This window comes from Desulfobacter sp. UBA2225 (assembly GCF_002348205.1).
Classification (GTDB): domain Bacteria; phylum Desulfobacterota; class Desulfobacteria; order Desulfobacterales; family Desulfobacteraceae; genus Desulfobacter; species Desulfobacter postgatei.
In genome coordinates this window covers 1-18,776 of record NZ_DDYV01000266.1, presented here as the reverse complement: position 1 = coordinate 18,776, position 18,776 = coordinate 1, and the positions used below count along the sequence as shown (strand labels likewise).

Here is an 18,776-nt window from a genome sequence, read left to right as displayed (position 1 = left end):
CAAGCTTTTTAAGCGCATTCACCCATTCCGGACGGTCACGGCCCAGGATAGCGGCAATGGCCAGGGCACATTTCAGGCTCATGAATATGGAAGATGAGCCGGACAAAAGAGACATGGGATCAACCTTTCCCACGGGGCTTTTTGCCCAGTAAATCTCTCCTGTGACCGCCTGAAGGTCTAAAGCAAACCCAACGCCCTTTGACATGATCGGCCAGAATTTTTCCAGATCAGCCGTATTCCCTTTTATCAAAAACTGATGAAACAGCCCCACAGCCAGATAACAGGCCATATGGCTTTCAGTGGTCCGGTCCTCGGGAACCGAATCTATATAGGATGAATACCAGGAGCCATTTTCATTCTGCAGGGCGGCCAACCAGTCCAGGGCAGCCATTGCCTGGTCATGAAAACCGCCGATATTCAGACCCATGACGGACTCCACAAGATCCCAGGGGTCTGTTTTCCCCCCGATATGCCAAGGGATGTCTCCATTTTCCCTTTGAAGACCGGCAATCATACGGGCGACTGAGCCGGGGTTCAGAGACGAATCAGGGTGTAGGGTTGCATTTATCCGGTGCATTGACTCTCTTAAAAAATAATAATATCCTTTGTAAAAACAGGGCCAAAGTATCAAACCCGCATCTATTTTACAAGATTTATGCAAACAAAACGGAATGGTCCTTCAGATTGAGGAGAAAATCATGGTAAGAAAGATCAGAAAAGCAGCAGTCATCGGATCCGGAATCATGGGAGGCGGAATTGCCGCCCTTCTTGCCGGCGCAGGTGTTGACGTGCTGCTGCTGGACATTGTTCCTTTTGATTTAACTAACGAAGAAAAGAACGACCCTGCGGCGAGAAACCGCATTGTTCAGGCGGGCATGCAAGCAACTCTGGCGACAAACCCCTCTTTATTTTACAGCAAAAAAGACGCCTCGCGCATCAGCACGGGAAACCTGGATGATGACATTGAAAAACTGTCTGAATGCGACTGGATTGTTGAAGTGGTCGTGGAAAATCTGAAAATCAAACGAGACCTATTCAAAAAGGTCGCCAAAGTCAGAAAAGAAGGCACCATTGTTACCAGCAACACCTCCGGGATTCCCCTCAAGGATATGAGCCAAGGATTTGCCCAGGAGTTCAAAGAACACTTTATGGGCACCCATTTCTTCAACCCGGTCCGCTACATGCACCTGCTCGAACTTATTCCCGGCGCTGAGACCAAATCCGACGTCATGGAGTTCCTTGCCCGGTTTGGAGAAAGAAACCTGGGCAAGGGCATTGTCTGGGCCAAGGATACCCCGAACTTTGTGGGCAACAGAATCGGTGTTCAGGGAATTGGCGCCTGTATCAAGTTCATGCATGAAGACAAAATGACCATCCCCGAAGTGGACGCCCTGTTCGGACCGGCCCTGGGCCGCCCCAAAACCGCGATTTTCAAAACCACGGACCTGGTTGGCATTGACACCATGAGCCATGTGGCCAAAAACTCGTATGACCTGTGTGCGGACGACGAGCAGCGCGACACACTTGTCCTGCCTGAATTTATCTCCACAATGGTCGATAAAAGAATGCTGGGCAACAAAACCCGGGGCGGTTTCTACAAAACAGAACTGACCTCGGAGTGGAAAAAACTGCGCAAGGTGCTCAATATTGATACCCTGGAATATGAAGATCTTGAAAGGCCGACATTTCCCTGCCTGGACGAAGCCAGGAAAAAAGCCACCCTGAAAGAGAAACTAACCTGTGTGCTAAAAGGCGACGACAAAGGCGCCCAATTTGCCTGGAAATGCCAGGCCAATGCCTTCCAGTATGCAGCCAACCGGGTGCCTGAAATCGCCGATACCATCGTCGAAATCGATAACGCCATGAAATGGGGCTACAACTTTGAGATGGGACCCTTTGAAACCTGGGATGCCTATGGCGTTGAAGAAGCGGTTGAACGAATGAGAAATGAAGGTCTTGATGTCCCGGCCAATGTGACGGAGATGCTGGCCAAGGGCAAAAAATCTTTTTACAAACTTGAAAACGGTATCCGCTACTACTTTGATTTTTCGTCAGGCGAATACAAGGCCGTGCCGGTTTCTAAAAACATGGTTTCCATTGCTGCCGCAAAAGGCAACAACAAAACCGTTTTTCACAATGCATCCACATCGCTGGTGGACATTGGAGACGAGGTTTTCTGCATTGAATTCCACACCAAGATGAATGCCATCAACGGCGAAATCGTTGACGCCATCGACAAAGCCCTTGACTATGTCGAAGAAAACGGTGCCGGCCTTGTTATCGGCAATGAAGCAGGCGGTATGCCCGGTGCATTTTCCGCCGGCGCGGACCTTTCTTTTGTATCCAAGCTGTGCCACGAAAAAAAATATGCGGAAATTGATGCATTCCTGGCAAAAGCCCAAGGCGGCATCCAGAAAGTCAAATACGCACCTTTTCCCGTTGTTGCCGCACCTTACGGAATGGTCCTAGGGGGTGGCTGCGAAACCTGCCTGGGCGCGGACCGCATCGTTGCCCATACCGAGCTATTCATGGGTCTGGTTGAAATCGGCGTGGGCCTGCTGCCTGCCGGCGGCGGCTGCATGAACCTGTGGAAAAAATATATGGATGCCCTGCCCGGCAGAACCGTTAAAGAGGTGGATCTGGCCAAATTTTTTGTCCAGGCATTCATGAAAATCGCCATGGCCGCGGTATCCATGTCAGCCGCCCAAGCCCGGGATAACGGGTTTCTCGGTCTTGCCGACCGGATCGTCATGAACCGTGACAACCTTGTGGGCGAAGCCAAGAAAGAAGTGCTTAAGATGGTGGATGACGGATATGTTCCCCCGCTGAAAAAAAAGCTTAAAATAATTGGCAATGCCGGTCAGGGCATGGTTAATGCGGAGCTGTTCAACCTGCTTAACGGCAAATTTATGAGCGAATATGATGCTTTTTTGGCCAGACGCATTGCCTATGTCGTAAGCGGCGGTGATGCCGGCGAGGGCAGCGAGATTGCTGAAGAAGCGATCCTCAAACTCGAACGTGAGGCATTTGTGGACTTCTGCAGGGAAGAAAAAACCATTGCCAGGATCGACCATATGCTGAAAACCGGGAAGCCCCTTAGAAATTAGGAGAAGTGAAAAATGAAAGAGGCATATATAGTACAATCGGTACGGACCCCGGGCTGCAAGCAAAAAAAAGGGTTGTTCAGCCAGACCCGGCCCGAAGAACTGATTTCCTTTATCATGAAGGAAGCCGTTGAAAGAACCCCCAACCTGAAACCCGAAGACATTGACGATGTCATGCTGGGCTGCGCATTCCCCGAAGCGGAACAGGGACTGAACCTGGGCCGGATCGCGGCTAAAATGGCAGGCTTCCCGGACAAGGTATCCGGTGCCACGGTGAACCGGTTCTGCGCATCCGGCCTTGAAGCCATTGCCCTGGCCTCGGTGCGGATCTGTGCGGGCTGGTCGGAAATCTGCATTGGTGCGGGCTGCGAGTCCATGACATTTGTACCCATGGGCGGCAACATCCCCCGGCCCCATCCTGAATATTGCCAAACCTATCCTGAAATGTACGTATCCATGGGGATCACCGCTGAAAACGTGGCCAGCCGATACAACATCTCCAGGGAAGATCAGGATATCTTTGCCGCCCGGTCCCAGGCAAAGGCCATGGCAGCCAGAGACAGCGGAAAATTCACTGAAATTGTCCCTACCCCGGCCTACAGATATGTTGTACAGCCTGACGGCACATATAAAAAAGAATTTTTTATTGTTGAACATGACGACGGCATCCGGGCGTCTACACCGGAAGGGCTGGCCAAACTGGGGGCGGTGTTCAAAGTGAACGGTTCCGTTACTGCCGGTAACTCTTCCCAGACCACGGACGGGGCAGCAGCTACCATCGTCGCGTCCAGGGAAAAGTGTGAGGAACTTGGCCTCTCCCCCATTGCCAGGCTGGTTGGGTATACCACTATGGGCTGCAAGGCGGATGAGATGGGCGTAGGTCCCAAATATGCCATCCCCAAAGTGCTTAAACAGGTGGGAATGACCATTGACGACATCGACATCTATGAAATCAATGAAGCCTTTGCCTCCCAGGCGTTGCATTGCATCCGGGAAACCGGCCTTGAAAAACACATGGATAAAATCAATATTCACGGCGGGGCCATCGCCCTTGGACATCCTTTGGGATGCACAGGTGCCAAATTGACCGCCACATGCATTGCCAATCTCAAGGAAGTCGGCGGCAAATATGGTATTGTTTCCATGTGTGTCGGCGGCGGCATGGGTGCTGCAGCAGTATTTGAAAAACTCTAATGGGTTAAAGAACCGGTTTTCTTTTCCTGGAAAACCGGTTCTTTAGGAATGTGGCCGAAATAACTTAACCTGGAAAAATGGACCCCGCAGGCCCTTCACCCTCTTGTCTCTTGTCTCTTGTCTCATGTAAAATCATCCTCCGGCAACCAGCGGAAAAAATCCGACCTGGTCATTTTCCGCAAGCGCCTGGTCAGGCATAGCTTTTTTGCCATTGATGAAAATCAGACTGACAGCCTCATCAGGGATACCCAACTTACGAATCAGGCTGCCCGCAGTTGTACCTATTTCCACCTCAAGCGGCCCCGATCCCTTTGGGTAGTATCGGACAAGGGCGATGGACAGTTTCAGGTTAATTTCAATCATCACTCTCTTTCTCCTGCTCCTGCTCCGGGTGTTGAGATTCCGGTGTTTTGGCAGAAAAAAACCGGTCCGCCCCCTTAATGGAACGGATATGAATATCCCGTTGGGGAAAGCTGATCTCTATGTTGTTTTCCCGGAACTTTTTATCGATCCTGAATCTGACATCCGTATCCACCTTCAGCATATGGTCCACATCAGTCCAAAGCCGCAGCACAAATATCAGGGCACTGTCGCCAAAATCCGTAAAAATTACGTCCGCCCGCGGATATCGAAGAACATTGGGAGCGTCCACAGCAATCTGCAATAAAATCGTTCTGACCAGTTCGATATCTGATCCGTATGCCACACCTACGCTGATTTTGCGACGGATCCGTTTGTCTTTGAAACTCCAGTTGGTCAACTGATTGCTGATGAGATCGGCATTTGGGATAATCAGGGAGGCATTGTCATAGGTCTGTACTATTGTGGAGCGAACATTTATTTTTCTCACCTTGGCCCAGATGCCGTTAATTTCCACATCATCCCCCACCTCGATGGGCCGCTCAAACAGCAGGATGATGCCGGATATAAAATTGTTAAAAATGTTCTGCAAGCCAAATCCGATACCAATGCCCAGAGCACCAAAGGCGACGGCCAGGGAGGCCGTGTTCAACCCAAAAGCATGAAGGGCGATCAGAAGGCCGATGGTCCAAATCATATAAGCGGAGATGGTTGTGATGGACTCCTGCATGCCCTGGGCCATACCGGACCGGCTTAAGAATTTTTTCTGGAACAGCCATTTCCATATCCGCACCAGGGCATAGGTGAAAATAAGTACAAGTCCTGCACTAATCGCTCCCAAAAAGCTGAATCGCATACTGCCGATGCTCAAGGGAACGGCAAGAACCTGATACAGATGACCCAGCACGGTCTGGGGATCCCCCCACCAGATCAGCAGCAGAAGAATTGAAAGGGTAACCATCCAGCAGAACTGACCTGCCCGGATGATCAGCCACTGAACAGGATAGTCATCATAAACAAACTCTTCGGTCCTGCTATGGCTTTGCTCCCTGTAATACAGATCCCATTCCAGGAACAAATGATAGAAGATCCCCCACCAGAAAACAACCACAAGACTTTGAACCCAGGAAAGGACCCAGTGGGAGGCAAGCAATTCATAACCGGTCATATCCAGCATAAGAGAAAGACCGGAAATCAGAAGCATCACATATTTAGTGGTTAAAAGCCGGATCAGCTGATTTTTATCCTGATGATTTCCCCCCGAAGACTGCAGTGTATTAAAATTAACATCACGCCAGGTTCTCAGAGTCCAGACAACCATGATCAATGCCCCTGTCACGCGCAGCAGGATCAATAGACCCGAACTTTGCCCCAAAACGTCATACAACACCCCATAGGCAAGAACAAAAACAGCAACAGTCCGGGCGAAACGAATCAGATGCCGGGCATTGGATTTCCCACCCACGGCATCGACAAAAACCGTTTTCAAGGCGCGACAAATCCATCTGCACGCAAGCAGAATCATTATCACCATGGCGGCCGCCCAAAAAACTTTGGACACCAAAACCATTCGTTCCAGACGACTGTACAGAAAAATTGTCAACGCAGTTCCGGCCGGAATAATGGATATGGACAGCAGATCTGAGGCCATCTGATGCCAGGCACCCAGTTTTTGCACAACAGGCAGATTCGTTAAACCCAAAGCCTCTTTTCTGAGCCGCCTTAGAATGGCAAGCACAGCCGCCAGGACAAAGAAAAAGGATACTGCCAGAAGCTGTGCGTCCTGCCACAATTTTTCAATTCCAGATATCCAGAACTTGGGCGCAGAAACGATAACGATATGTTCAATCAGGGTTTTAATTTCCTGATGAAGCGAATTAAGCGCACCAAACCGCTCGTCTTTTTTTGTTCGCTCAAACAATCCCTTTGCTTTTTTCTCTTCAATCTTTTTTTCAAATTGTGCATCCAGGGATGTATACGTTTCATTTATTTCCGTCAGTTTCTCCAGACGGCCCTTGTATACCTGATCCAGCCGGGACACCAAAGCCTCTTTTTCCTTGAGCACTTTTGATAGGCGAGTTGCTATTTTTTCAATGCTCCGGTTCTTTTTCTTGTCACCGGAAGCGGTGTTTTCTTTAACTCCGGCAAGTTCAGTAAGTTGTTTGCCAACAAGCAATTTCTGATTTTCCAGATGTTCAAGTTCCTCTTTCAGGGACTTTTCTCCCGGCATCAGTCCCAGAAATAACTTCTGGACGTCAGTCATGACGGTTTTCAGTTCACCCCTGCTTGTCTCGAGCTGGGAAATATCAACATCGTCGGACAGCAGCAAATTCCGGAAAGCGGATAACTGGACCCGATACCCGTTATATGCTGCTGTCAGGTACATCTGGTCCTTCTCTTCGGCGGCCATACGGGTTTTATACTTTTCAAGGTCACTGAGCTCGGCTTTCAACGATTTTTCAAGTATCGTGCCCAGTTCATCAACCACCTGAGAGGTCTGGGCCTTCTCTGCTTCGGCAAAAGCAGAAGGTAATCCACTGAAAACAGTAAATCCGGCAAACAGGATCACAAAAAATTTGAAAATAAATTGAACGTGTCGTTTTTTCATATGAACAAAATTTTTTTCTGCCATGATTCTTTCAGAACCATCCTTTCTTTTTAAAATAAAAAACCATTGCGCCGCCGATCATTGCCATGCTTCCTAATAAAACGAAATAGCCCCACTGCCACTCAAGTTCAGGCATAAATTTAAAATTCATTCCGTAAATTCCGGCAAGAAAACTTAAAGGGATAAAAATAGTAGAAATAATGGCCAGGATGGTCATGACCTCATTCATACGGTTGCCCTGGGCTGACATGTAAAAATCAAGCATGCTGGACAAAAGCTCCTGAAGAGAAGTGACCGCATCCAGAACATGATTGACATGATCCAGAATATCCGCATAAAAGCGGATGGTGGTATCCGGAACAAACGGAGATTCGGATTTTATCAAACTAAGAATTGCTCCGCGCACCGGCCGGAGCTGCTTATTGAAAAATATCACCTCACGTTTCAACCGGTGTATCTGCTCAAGGTGATCGGGATTTAAATCTTCGAGCATGTCTCGTTCAAGAGATTCCACGGCCGACGCAATCTGTCCAATGACATCAAGAGCCTGATCAACCACGGCATCAATCAGGGCATAAGCCAGGTAACCAGGACCGGCCGTACGTAATTTTCCCCTTCCGGCATGAAGTCTTTTCTCCACGGCTTTCAGGCAGGGGGAAGGTCTGTCCTGGACAAAAATAACCAGGTTCTCCATGACGGCCATACTGACCTGAGTCTCTGATATCTCATCATTCTTAGGATCAAAGGCCAGTTGTTTCAGTGTGACATAATAATAGTCGTCAAAATCCTCAAACTTGGGAGGGTGTGACGGGGTAACCATATCCTCAAGGGTCAGGGTATGGATATTGAATAACTCACCCATCCTTGAAAAGGCAAAATGATCATGTATGCCCGTCATCTGAATCCATGCGGTCTTATTTTTCTGAATCAAAGGCAGGGCTGCGTCAATGTCCGGGGGGTGGTATGTTTCAAGCGAATCTTTGGAATAGATTAACACACAAATATCAGATGCGGTACCCGACGCGGCCCGGGCATCAATCTGCAGACCCGGCGAAGATCCGGCTTTTTTTTCTAACTTATTGAAAAATCTGGGCATGGCAAGCCTTCCATTCCATTCACAACGGCAGATCTCAACTTAAGAGCACCTTATCTCCTCATCGGCCGGGACAAGATTTCCATTTGGATAGAGAAACAAAGGGGAGAGGATGCTTTCCTGCTCCCCTAAAAAAATCAGCTGACCTCTTTAATGAAATTTCGTAACACGGTATGCAAAATCCCCCCATTTTTATAGTACTCAATTTCCACAGGCGTATCCAATCTGAGTAAAACAGAAAATTGCTGGTCATCCACTTTTAGTGTCAACTCCTGGCCGGGTTTAATTTGATCACTAAGTCCCAAAATGGAATAGGATTCTTTTCCGGTCAGCTTCAGGGAATCAGGAGAGTTACCGTCTTTAAACTGTAAGGGTAAAACGCCCATCCCCAGCAGATTGGATCTGTGAATTCTTTCGTAACTGGTTGCAATAACTGCTTTAACGCCTAAAAGATAAGTCCCCTTGGCTGCCCAGTCCCGCGAAGATCCCGTTCCATATTCCTTGCCGGCTAAAACAATCAAAGGGGTTCCCGAAACTTTATATTTTTCGCAAGCTTCGAATATTGACATCTGTTCCCCGGTGGGAAGATAGGTGGTAATACCGCCTTCTGTCCCAGGTGCAAGCTGGTTCCTTAATCTGATATTGGCAAAGGTTCCCCTGACCATGACTTGGTCATTTCCCCTTCTGGAGCCATATGAATTGAAATCCGCCTGCCGGATTTCATGCTCAAGTAGATAGGCTGCAGCCGGACTGTTTTTTGCGATGGCTCCGGCAGGTGAAATATGGTCGGTGGTGACCGAGTCACCGACCTTAACCAACACCTTGGCGTCAACGATATCACTGACCGTTTTTAACGCTTTGCTCATGTTCAGGAAAAAGGGCGGATTTCTGATATAGGTTGAGGATTCATCCCACGCATAAACTTCATCACCCTTGGTGGGAATTTCGTTCCAAAGCGGAGAGAGCGTTTCAAAATTACTATACCGTTTCAGATACATATCAGGCTTGATTAGAGAGGCAATCTCTGCAATTTCGGTTGTATCCGGCCAAATATCTTTCAGAAAAACCGGGTTCCCATCCCTGTCTGTTCCCAAGGGATCTTCCAAAAGATTGATATCGATGGTTCCGGCTATGGCATACGCCACAACAAGGGGAGGACTTGCCAGATAGTTGGCTTTTGTGAGCGGGTTGACTCTGCCTTCAAAATTACGGTTTCCAGAGAGGACAGAGGCAACGACCAGGTCTTTGCCTGTTATCGCTTTGCTGATAGGTTCTGCAAGGGGACCTGAATTTCCAATACAGCTTGTACAGCCATATCCCACCGTAAAAAATCCAAGTTGCTCTAAAAATCCGTCAAGTTTTCCCTGCTGCAGGTAATCCGTGACAACTCTTGACCCCGGTGCAAGCGATGTTTTGACCCAGGGTTTTGTTTTTAGCCCCTTTTCAACGGCTTTTTTGGCGAGCAAGCCGGCAGCGATCATAACAGATGGATTGCTCGTATTGGTACAGGAGGTAATGGCCGCAAGTACAACAGATCCGTGTGCCAGGGTCACAGGCTTTTCTGATGTAGAAAGACGTATCTCTGCTTGGGCAGACAGCTCGGTCTCTTTTAACTCATATCCCCGTTGGTTAACAGGCGCCGTTAAGGTTTTTGCCCAAGCCTGCTTCATCTGCGATAATCCGATGCGATCCTGGGGGCGCTTGGGTCCTGCCAGAGAAGGCTCAATGGTTGAAAGATCCAGTTCAATTTCATCTGAAAATTCAGGTGCGTGCATTCCGTCAGTTCTGAAAAGCCCTTGGGCTTTGCAGTAATGCTCGACTCTTTCAATCACGTCAGGGCTTCTGCCGGTTTCTTTTAAATAATGCAACGTCTCTGCATCTGTGGGAAAGAACCCCATGGTCGCGCCATATTCCGGCGCCATGTTGGAGATCGTGGCTCTATCCGCAAGACTAAGTCCTGAAAGTCCGTCACCATAAAATTCAACAAATTTTTCCACCACCCCGACTTCTCTTAAAATTTCAACAATTCTAAAAACCAAATCTGTGGCGGTGGTTCCGGGACTCATTTTTCCGGTGAGTTTGAATCCTACAACCTGGGGGATTTGCATATAAATGGGTTGTCCCAACATGACGGATTCAGCTTCAATTCCACCGACTCCCCAGCCTAACACACCTAAACTGTTCACCATGGGCGTGTGTGAATCGGTTCCAACCACTGTATCAGAAAAACAGATGTTATCTCTCATTTGCACAACATTGGCCAAAGACTCCAGATTCACCTGATGTACAATGCCTACGCCCGGAGGGAATATCCTCATATTTTTAAAATTTTTTTGTCCCCATTTTAAAAATTCATATCTTTCCCGGTTACGTTCAAATTCTTTCTCCATATTGATCTGCAGTGAGTTTGACATGCCAAAGGAGTCCACTTGAATGGAGTGATCAATAATCAGATCCACCGGTATTTTGGGATTGATAACAGCAGGACTACCCCCTAATTGACTCATGGATGTTCTCAAGGCCGCCAGATCAACTAAAGCGGGAACACCTGTTAAGTCTTGCAGAATGACCCGGGCCGGTTTAAAAGGGATCTCTTTTTCAGATTTTTGTTTAGGCTGCCAATTTGCCAACGCGACGATATCATCCTCATTCACCTGGAAGTGATCCAAGTTGCGCAGGGCCTGCTCCAATAATATCTTAATTGAAAACGGCAGGCGAGAGATGTGTCCTATTCCTTGCTTTTCCAAGTTCTCAAGTCTATAGAACTGTGCTGACACATTAGATAGCCTCAGGTGATCTTTACTACCAAATTTGTCTTGATCCATACAATCTCCTTTTACTAAGCGGTTAAACAAGACTTATAAAATTAACGGTCACACGGCTTGCTGGGATCACGCCCCTGGCGATGGGACGTCCATGTCTGCTATTTTTCGGTAGCGGTTTTCAGTGTGTCCAGCCCTTTTTCCGATCCGAGCAGAATCAGGATATCTCCCGGGTTCAGAATGTCATCGGCCTGGGGGGTGAATCGTGTATGTTTAGCGTCCGGATCTTTTATCGCAACGACCTGAACACCGTATGTATTGGTCATGTTAATCTGTTTAAGGCTCTTGCCCATAAATTTTTCAGGCACGGCAATTTCAATGATGCCATACCCGTCCATAAACGGCAAATAGTCAATGAGATTGGGATTGTCCAATTTTTTTGCCATGGACAGGGCCGCGTCTTTTTCCGGGAAGATGATATCTTGAATGCCCAGTTTTGCCAAAACTTTTTTGTGGCGATCACTGATGGCTTTGGCCACAATATGCGGGATGCCAAGCTCCTGAAGGTTGAGCACCGCAAGGATGGAATCCCCGAGTACGGAACCAATACCCACCACGGCAGTGTCCACATTTTTGACGCCAAGCTCCCTGATGGTGGCCGCATCCGTGGCATCCGCAATCACCGCATGGGTGACCAGGTCTTTAATGGATTGTACCAATACAGAACTTTTATCTATGGCCATAACATCATGGCCCTTACGGTATAAATGGGTAGCCAGGTGAAACCCGAAATTCCCCAAGCCGACAATCAGAAATTGCTTCATCTAATCTTCCTTTAACGCTCACTCTCTTTATCAACCGAACATATTTTTCTTAACCGATCTTAATTTTCTTAACCGATCATTATATTTTCCTGGGCATAGGAAAAATTACTTGGTTTACCTTTTCTGCTCAGGGCCATGGCAACGCCCATGGGACCTAATCGCCCAATAAACATGATACATATAATAAGCAGTTTGCCAATCCCTGAAAATCCGGAGGTAATGCCGGTGGACAGTCCCACGGTGCCAAAGGCACTGACCACTTCATAAAGAATTTCAAGAAAAGAGCCCCGTGTCAATTTATGGGAGACATCGCCGATTTCCGCGTGCAGAAGCAGCACCACGCCAATGATAATCACCAACATACTGATAAGGAGCAGGCTCACCGCCTTTGATATACTGACATCAGAGACTCTGCGGTAAAAAATATGGGGATGCTCCTTTCCCCGAAATTTGGAATACCCCAGGATGGCGATGCTGGATATTGTGGTTACCTTGCCCCCCCCGCCGCAGGAACCGGGGGCTGTGCCCACAAACATTAAAAGGATGCTGATAAAAAGCGCATCAATAAAGCCCAAATCTCCTTTTTCTGTGGATACGGGCAAAAGGAGCAACATAGCGCCAAGCAGTATCAACACGGCATAACTGAGCATGGAGACCCGGCCGGGCGACAGAACTTTTCCTTTCCGGGTGGGGTCTTTATGGTGCAGCAACGTCATATATCGCCCATGTTGATTTTTTAAAGAAATGAAAATCCATTAATTATAATTCAACGACAATTTCTTCATATGTCTTACGCCATTTAGGTGGATCAAGTACAAGCCCAGGCTTTTTATATCCCACGGCAAGCAGTACTGGAATCCAATATCTGTCAGGGATATTAAATGCTTTTTTTACGCCTTCATGGTCAAATCCGTCCATGGGATGGGAATCAAGACCTAAACTTACAGCTGCATACATCAGGCTCATGGCAAAGAATCCCGCATTTTTGGCAGCAAAGGCCAGTTTGGCATCCGTACTCCAGTTGTATAAGGAGCTTGTGGCGTTGAGGAACCAATCGCGTTTCGTCTCGGGCATGCCGGTTTTCACCATCTCCTGCCAGGTCCGTTCAAGTCCGGGATGGCCCTGTTTCCATCCTTCCCTGTCTGCCAGCACAATCATGGTCACCGGGGCTTCAACAATCTTGGGCTGGTCCCAGGCCAGGGCTTTGAGCTTTTCCTTCTGCGCCCTGTCCCGAAGGACCACCAGGTTCCAAGGCTGAAGATTAAAGCTGGAAGGCGAATTACTGGCCAATTCCACCATTTTTTTTATCACTTCGGGGGTGACCTCTTTATCAGGGTCAAAAAAGTTGATGGACCGTCTGTTTTTGGTAATCTGCTCAAAGTTCATAATATATCCTCATGTTTTATTTTTTAATGCCATATATCTTTAGTTAGTCAAAACTTATTTAAGTTTTTTTCCAAGTTAATTTTGATTTCAGAAAAGGTCAAGGATAGCGCTATGAATTTATTTTTTCCGGCAGTGCAAATAATTCGGTTTATTTTTTGGGAATTTGCCTTTTCTTATGGTTATCATCAATGGCAACATAGACGAATCGTGCTTCCGTGACTTTATAACGCCCCAGACCGCAGGTGTAAATTATGGGTTTGACCCACACTTCAAGCTTCACTGTAATTGAGGTATTTCCTATTTTTTCCACGTAACCATAGCAACAAAATATATCTCCCACCTGAATGGGCTCGATAAACTTCATACCTTCCACGGCAATGGTTACCACACGTCCACACGTAACCTCCTTGGCCAGGATGCTCCCTGCAATATCCATCTGGGACATGACCCATCCCCCAAAAATATCTCCATTGGGATTGGTATCTGCCGGCATTGTCTGGGTTCGAAGAAGCAGGTCTCCGTGTGGCTGTGCTTCCTCTTCCATTAATGGAATATCCTTCATGAATAAATATCCTTTCGATTGATTTTGATTAAAGTTTATATTCTGCTCTGGGTAGATGCAACTGTTCTTGTATAAAACACATTTGATCAAGGGACAATAGTAGAGTTGTCAGGACTGTGAGTCGCAGCGGCCTCAAGGATTTGATCTTGCTCCGGCAAGCTGTTATATTGGCAAAGTCCCACGGACAGATCGTAAGGAACCCCATCCTTCCCGGAACCAACACAACAGACCCGCCCTTCCGGAGTAAGGGCCAAAAGGAGGAATCAATAGATGGCGAATCGAACCGAACATGATACCATGGGCGCAATCCAGGTGCCCGCAGACGCATTGTGGGGCGCGCAGACCGAACGCAGCCGGCAAAATTTCACCATTGGCCGCGAGTTGATGCCACAAACCCTGATCCATGCCTTTGCACGGCTGAAAAAAGCCTGTGCCGCCGTCAACAGACAGATGACGCTGCTGGACGATCATCGGGCAGATCTTATTATCCGGGTCTGCGATGAAATCCTGAACGGGGATCACGACAGGCAGTTTCCCCTTCACGTCTGGCAGACGGGCAGCGGCACCCAGACCAACATGAATTTGAATGAGGTCATTGCCAACAGAGCAGCCCTTCTTGACGGCAAGAAACTTGATGAAACCAGACCCATCCACCCCAATGACCATGTAAACAAATCCCAAAGTTCCAATGATACATTCCCGGCTGCCATGCATATTGCGGCAGTGTTTCAGATCCATGACACCCTGCTTCCCGCAGTTGACCGCATGCGTCTTACCCTTGAAGAAAAATCCCGAAAATTTTCACAGATTATTAAAATAGGACGCACCCACCTCCAGGATGCCACACCGCTAACACTTGGCCAGGAAATCAGCGGCTGGGAAGCCATGATCCAAAGCAGCCGAGAGCAGATTTTGCAATCCCTGGAAACACTTTATCCGCTGGCCATTGGCGGAACAGCGGTGGGAACAGGCTTAAATGCGCCCCAAGGGTTTGGAAAAGCCGTGGCAGAGGAACTTGCCAGATCAACCGGCCATCCCTTCACACAGATGAAAAACACCTTCCATGGCCTCACCGGACATGATCAGATCGTCTTCACCAGTGGTGCACTCAAAGGGCTGGCTGCCAATCTGATGAAAATCGCCAATGACGTCCGGTGGCTTGCCAGCGGTCCCAGATGCGGCATCGGAGAACTCAACATCCCGGCCAATGAGCCGGGCAGCTCGATCATGCCCGGAAAAATAAACCCCACCCAGACTGAAGCAGCCACCATGGTGGCCTGCCAGGTCATGGGAAACGATGCGGCCATCGGTTTTGCCGCCAGCCAGGGAAATTTTGAACTCAATGTATTTAAGCCGGTTATCATCCATAACCTGCTGCAGTCGGTTACGCTTCTGGCGGACACCATCTCCTCTTTCACATCCCATTGCCTGACCGGTATTACCCCGAACATCCCGGTGATTGAACGCCACCTGAAAAACTCCCTGATGCTTGTCACAGCGCTGGCACCCCACATCGGATATGACAATGCCGCACGGATCGCCAAAAAAGCGCTTGCGGACGGCATGACGTTAAAAGAGGCTGCCGCAAAACTGGATTTGGTTCAACCCGGACAATTTGATGAATGGGTTAATCCCGAAACTATGATTCTGGGACGAAAGTAGATTTTAGACTTTGGAGGGGTGGATTCCGGATCACTCTATTGTCCGGACCCACCCCGGAATCGGCGTCATAAAACAAAAAAATATGTTGAAAAGACTTTGCCGCACAAGCTGTCCGACAATGGCAAACGGCCTTTATTTATCTGTGTTAAAGTTATTTTTGTCTGTTGTTGTAAATCGCCGGTGATCAGCCGGTCGGCTATTATTTTTTTTATATTTTTTTTTGACGTTGAAAAAATCCCATACGGCCCAGGGAATCAGCACAGCGCTCAAGACCTGGTTGAAAAGGGCATACTCGGCCATGTCAGGATCTGTACTCAGCCATCCGTCCCAAAAGCACCACAACCCGAATCCGAGCAACAGGAGAGTAAATACGTAAGGGCTCATCTGAGGTGGAGGCGGCAGTTTTGCCTTGGATTTTTTTTCATTCATGAATAGATTTCCCAATTAATCATAATTATTCGTTACATCTATCATAGATCATTTTAATTTAGAACAAAGAACATTGCGTAAAAAAAAATTATTATTTCAGCGGCTTCAAAGCGTAAGTTTATGCCATTGCCCCCTCGGGGCATAAAAATTTTAAAAAACAGTTCAGCAAAATATAAAAATCATGTATATTCAACATCTTTTTAAGCGTGAAAATTCCAGTGCACCATTCATTATTGATAAATTATAAAGGGCCGGCCCCGGACACCATCCGGGCGGTTTTGGAACATGGAGTAAAAAATGGCTAAACCAAAAAAAGAAACAACACTGATGGACAAAGTGGTTGGACTTTGCAAACGCAGAGGGTTCGTATATCCGGGATCTGAAATTTACGGCGGACTTGCCAATGCCTGGGATTTCGGTCCCTTGGGGGTCGAACTGCTTAAAAATCTCAAAGAGGCCTGGTGGAAAAAATTTGTCACCGAGCGTATTGATATGGTGGGCCTGGATGCCGCCATTCTCATGAATCCGACCACCTGGGAAGCCTCCGGCCATGTGGGCAGTTTTTCCGATCCCCTGATGGACTGCAAAAAATGCAAATCCAGAGAACGGGCCGACAAGCTTGTGGAAAACTGGCAACATGACAACGGATCTGATGAACAGCCCGCCAACTGGGCAGGGGAAAAGACCCCGCCCCAGGATATGCTGGATTTTATTAATGCCAAAAATATTACCTGTCCCCAGTGCGACAGCCTTGACTGGACCCTGCCCAAGGCCTTTAATCTGATGTTTAAAACCCAGCAGGGTGTGGTTGAAGGCGAAGGAAAGGAGATCTATCTGCGCCCTGAAACCGCCCAGGGCATCTTTGTCAATTTTAAAAATATCCATACCACCTCACGCAAAAAGATCCCCTTTGGCATTGGCCAGATCGGCAAGGCATTCAGGAACGAAATTACACCCGGCAACTTTGTATTCAGGACCCGTGAATTTGAGCAGATGGAAATTGAATATTTCTGTAAACCCGGCACCGAGCTTGAGTTCCATGCCTTCTGGAAAAAATTCTGCATGGACTGGTACCTGGGCCTGGGCGTTACCCCGGACAACCTTAGATTTCGCGACCATGACCAGGCGGAATTGTCCCATTACTCCAATGCCACGGCCGATATTGAATACCACTATCCCTTTGGCTGGGGGGAATTGTGCGGTATCGCGTCCCGGACCAACTATGACTTAAGCCAGCACATGGAGTACTCTTCCAAAGATCTGCAGTATTTTGACGAGGCAACCAGGGAAAAGTACATCCCCTTTGTCATTGAACCCTCTCTGGGGGTTCAGCGTTCCGCTCTGGTATTTTTGTGCGACGCCTATGAAGAAGAAGAGATCAACGAAGGAGATACCCGGGTGGTGCTGCATCTTCACAACCAGTTGGCCCCTGTGAAAATTGCGGTGTTGCCCCTGGCCAAAAAAATTGCCGACAATGCAAAGTCTGTCTTTGACAACCTGGTACGGCAACTGGGACTGAACATGGACTTTGATGTCCAGGGCAGCATCGGCAAGCGCTACCGCCGCCAGGACGAGGCCGGCACCCCCTATTGCGTCACCTTTGACTATGAATCCCTTGATGACAATGCGGTCACCATCCGGGAACGCGATTCCATGGATCAGCAGCGCATGAAGATAGAGGAACTGGTGGCCTTTTTCCGGGAAAAATTTAGATATTAACAAAGTTTGATTTTATGACACTGTATTCATACAAAAATAGTGTGCCGGAGGTGCACGACTCTGTTTTTATAGCGCCTGGTGCCAAGATTATAGGTGATGTGCAGATCGGCCGGGATTCTTCAGTCTGGTTTCAAACGGTTCTCAGGGGAGATGTCGCTGAAATCCGCATTGGTGAACGCACAAATATTCAGGATCTTTGCATGGGCCATGTGGCCAGGGAGACTCCTTTGGTCATCGGAAACGACGTCACCATCGGCCATAACTGCTGTGTACACGGATGCACCATTGGGGACGGCTGTCTGATCGGTATGGGCGCCGTTCTCTTGAACAAAAGCGTGATCGGGGAAGGCTGCGTCATTGCCGCCGGCACCGTTGTCCTGGAAAAAACGATTATTCCGCCATATTCACTTGTTACAGGGTCGCCGGGCAAAGTAAAAAGAGCTTACGAGAACCGGGAAGAGATTGATCAGATGATGAAAAAAGCCTCGCATAACTATCTGGGACACGCCAGGGAGTATAGTTCCACGGATCTGTTTTATGAGATGAAAAAATAATGATAATCCCCTGTCTCGGAAAGAGCAGGGGATATTTTTTTGTTTTCAGATAATGTTTATGCCCCTGTCCGGTCCTTTTCAAGCCCCATGGCCCGGGCCAGCAATTGGGTAAGGAGTATGGCAGGTATGGGGGGTGTTGATCCAGATCTCAGGATAAGCTTCCGGCCGTGTTCAAATTGCATGTGGCAATAATTACATGCCGTACAGATTATATCCGCCCCTTCCTGTTCTGCCGTTTCATATTTTGCTAGGATAAAGCCCTCGGCCAGAGGGGTGTTTTTATCCAATAAGGGATTGCCGCAGCATTCCAGGCGTTTGGACCAGTTTACAGGTTCGGCCCCGGTCAGTGTGATAATCCGTTCAAATATCGTCGGTGCATCGGGGTGCTCATCGAACCCAGTGATGGTTGAGGGACGCAGCGCATGACAGCCGTAGCTTGGGGCCACTTTTATCCCGTCAAGGGGACGGGTGATGCTTTGCCGTATAAGGTCTTCATCGATCTCCCGGTCCAGGAGGGTC

15 protein-coding genes are annotated in these 18,776 nt (G+C 48.2%); 5 read left to right on the top strand and 10 right to left on the bottom strand.

Translation table 11 applies throughout. The features are described from left to right. Positions 1-698: 698 nt before the first annotated feature. The gene (locus B3D59_RS13500; protein ID WP_286820361.1) at positions 699-3,107 is read left to right on the top strand and encodes a 3-hydroxyacyl-CoA dehydrogenase/enoyl-CoA hydratase family protein; all 2,409 of its coding nucleotides are present in this window, start codon (positions 699-701) and stop codon (positions 3,105-3,107) included. A gap of 12 nt (positions 3,108-3,119) precedes the next feature. Further along, positions 3,120-4,298 (top strand): thiolase family protein, encoded by a 1,179-nt coding sequence (locus tag B3D59_RS13495; RefSeq protein ID WP_286820359.1) that lies wholly within the window; start codon positions 3,120-3,122, stop codon positions 4,296-4,298. Positions 4,299-4,430: 132 nt separating this feature from the next. Here the strand turns inward: B3D59_RS13495 and B3D59_RS13490 are convergent, their stop codons facing one another. From B3D59_RS13490 to yciA, 8 genes are all read right to left on the bottom strand, one after another. Continuing rightward, positions 4,431-4,661: a MoaD/ThiS family protein gene (locus B3D59_RS13490; RefSeq protein WP_286820357.1), complete on the bottom strand. Its 231-nt coding sequence runs from the start codon at positions 4,659-4,661 to the stop codon at positions 4,431-4,433. Further along, a complete protein-coding gene (locus tag B3D59_RS13485) occupies positions 4,654-7,290 on the bottom strand; it encodes a mechanosensitive ion channel domain-containing protein (RefSeq protein WP_286820351.1) in 2,637 nt (878 codons plus the stop codon). Before B3D59_RS13485 ends, B3D59_RS13490 begins: the two co-directional genes overlap by 8 nt. 7 nt (positions 7,291-7,297) lie before the next feature. Next, positions 7,298-8,362, bottom strand: coding sequence for a magnesium/cobalt transporter CorA (gene corA / locus B3D59_RS13480; protein WP_286820349.1), 1,065 nt, complete (start codon positions 8,360-8,362; stop codon positions 7,298-7,300). Positions 8,363-8,496: 134 nt separating this feature from the next. Beyond that, positions 8,497-11,184 (bottom strand): aconitate hydratase AcnA, encoded by a 2,688-nt coding sequence (gene acnA / locus B3D59_RS13475; RefSeq protein WP_286820348.1) that lies wholly within the window; start codon positions 11,182-11,184, stop codon positions 8,497-8,499. Positions 11,185-11,282: 98 nt separating this feature from the next. After that, positions 11,283-11,945 carry a potassium channel family protein gene (locus B3D59_RS13470; protein WP_286820347.1) on the bottom strand — a complete coding sequence of 221 codons (663 nt, stop codon included), beginning with the start codon at positions 11,943-11,945 and terminating at the stop codon, positions 11,283-11,285. A 68-nt stretch (positions 11,946-12,013) separates the two neighbouring features. After that, positions 12,014-12,661 carry a potassium transporter TrkG gene (locus B3D59_RS13465; protein ID WP_286820346.1) on the bottom strand — a complete coding sequence of 216 codons (648 nt, stop codon included), beginning with the start codon at positions 12,659-12,661 and terminating at the stop codon, positions 12,014-12,016. A gap of 43 nt (positions 12,662-12,704) precedes the next feature. After that, complete coding sequence (locus B3D59_RS13460) at positions 12,705-13,331, bottom strand: nitroreductase family protein (protein ID WP_286820345.1); 627 nt, start codon at positions 13,329-13,331, stop codon at positions 12,705-12,707. A gap of 148 nt (positions 13,332-13,479) precedes the next feature. Beyond that, entirely contained in the window at positions 13,480-13,893 is a 414-nt protein-coding gene (yciA, locus tag B3D59_RS13455; RefSeq protein ID WP_286820344.1) for an acyl-CoA thioester hydrolase YciA, read from the bottom strand. Between the two features lie 270 nt (positions 13,894-14,163). On the opposite strand from yciA, the gene fumC reads away from it, so the two are divergent. Beyond that, complete coding sequence (gene fumC, locus B3D59_RS13450) at positions 14,164-15,555, top strand: class II fumarate hydratase (protein WP_286820343.1); 1,392 nt, start codon at positions 14,164-14,166, stop codon at positions 15,553-15,555. Between the two features lie 132 nt (positions 15,556-15,687). Here fumC and B3D59_RS13445 read toward each other — a convergent pair whose 3' ends face one another. After that, the gene (locus B3D59_RS13445) at positions 15,688-15,984 is read right to left on the bottom strand and encodes a hypothetical protein (RefSeq protein ID WP_286820342.1); all 297 of its coding nucleotides are present in this window, start codon (positions 15,982-15,984) and stop codon (positions 15,688-15,690) included. A gap of 297 nt (positions 15,985-16,281) precedes the next feature. On the opposite strand from B3D59_RS13445, the gene B3D59_RS13440 reads away from it, so the two are divergent. Together B3D59_RS13440 and B3D59_RS13435 are read left to right on the top strand one after the other, a co-directional pair. Further along, on the top strand, positions 16,282-17,703 hold the full coding sequence (locus B3D59_RS13440; RefSeq protein WP_286820341.1) for a glycine--tRNA ligase: 1,422 nt from the start codon (positions 16,282-16,284) through the stop codon (positions 17,701-17,703). A 14-nt stretch (positions 17,704-17,717) separates the two neighbouring features. Next, complete coding sequence (locus tag B3D59_RS13435; protein ID WP_286820340.1) at positions 17,718-18,257, top strand: gamma carbonic anhydrase family protein; 540 nt, start codon at positions 17,718-17,720, stop codon at positions 18,255-18,257. A 56-nt stretch (positions 18,258-18,313) separates the two neighbouring features. On the opposite strand, the gene B3D59_RS13430 is transcribed toward B3D59_RS13435, so the two are convergent. Beyond that, positions 18,314-18,776, bottom strand: a 463-nt coding sequence (locus B3D59_RS13430) for a heterodisulfide reductase-related iron-sulfur binding cluster (RefSeq protein ID WP_286820339.1), incomplete at its 5' end; no start/stop codon positions are given.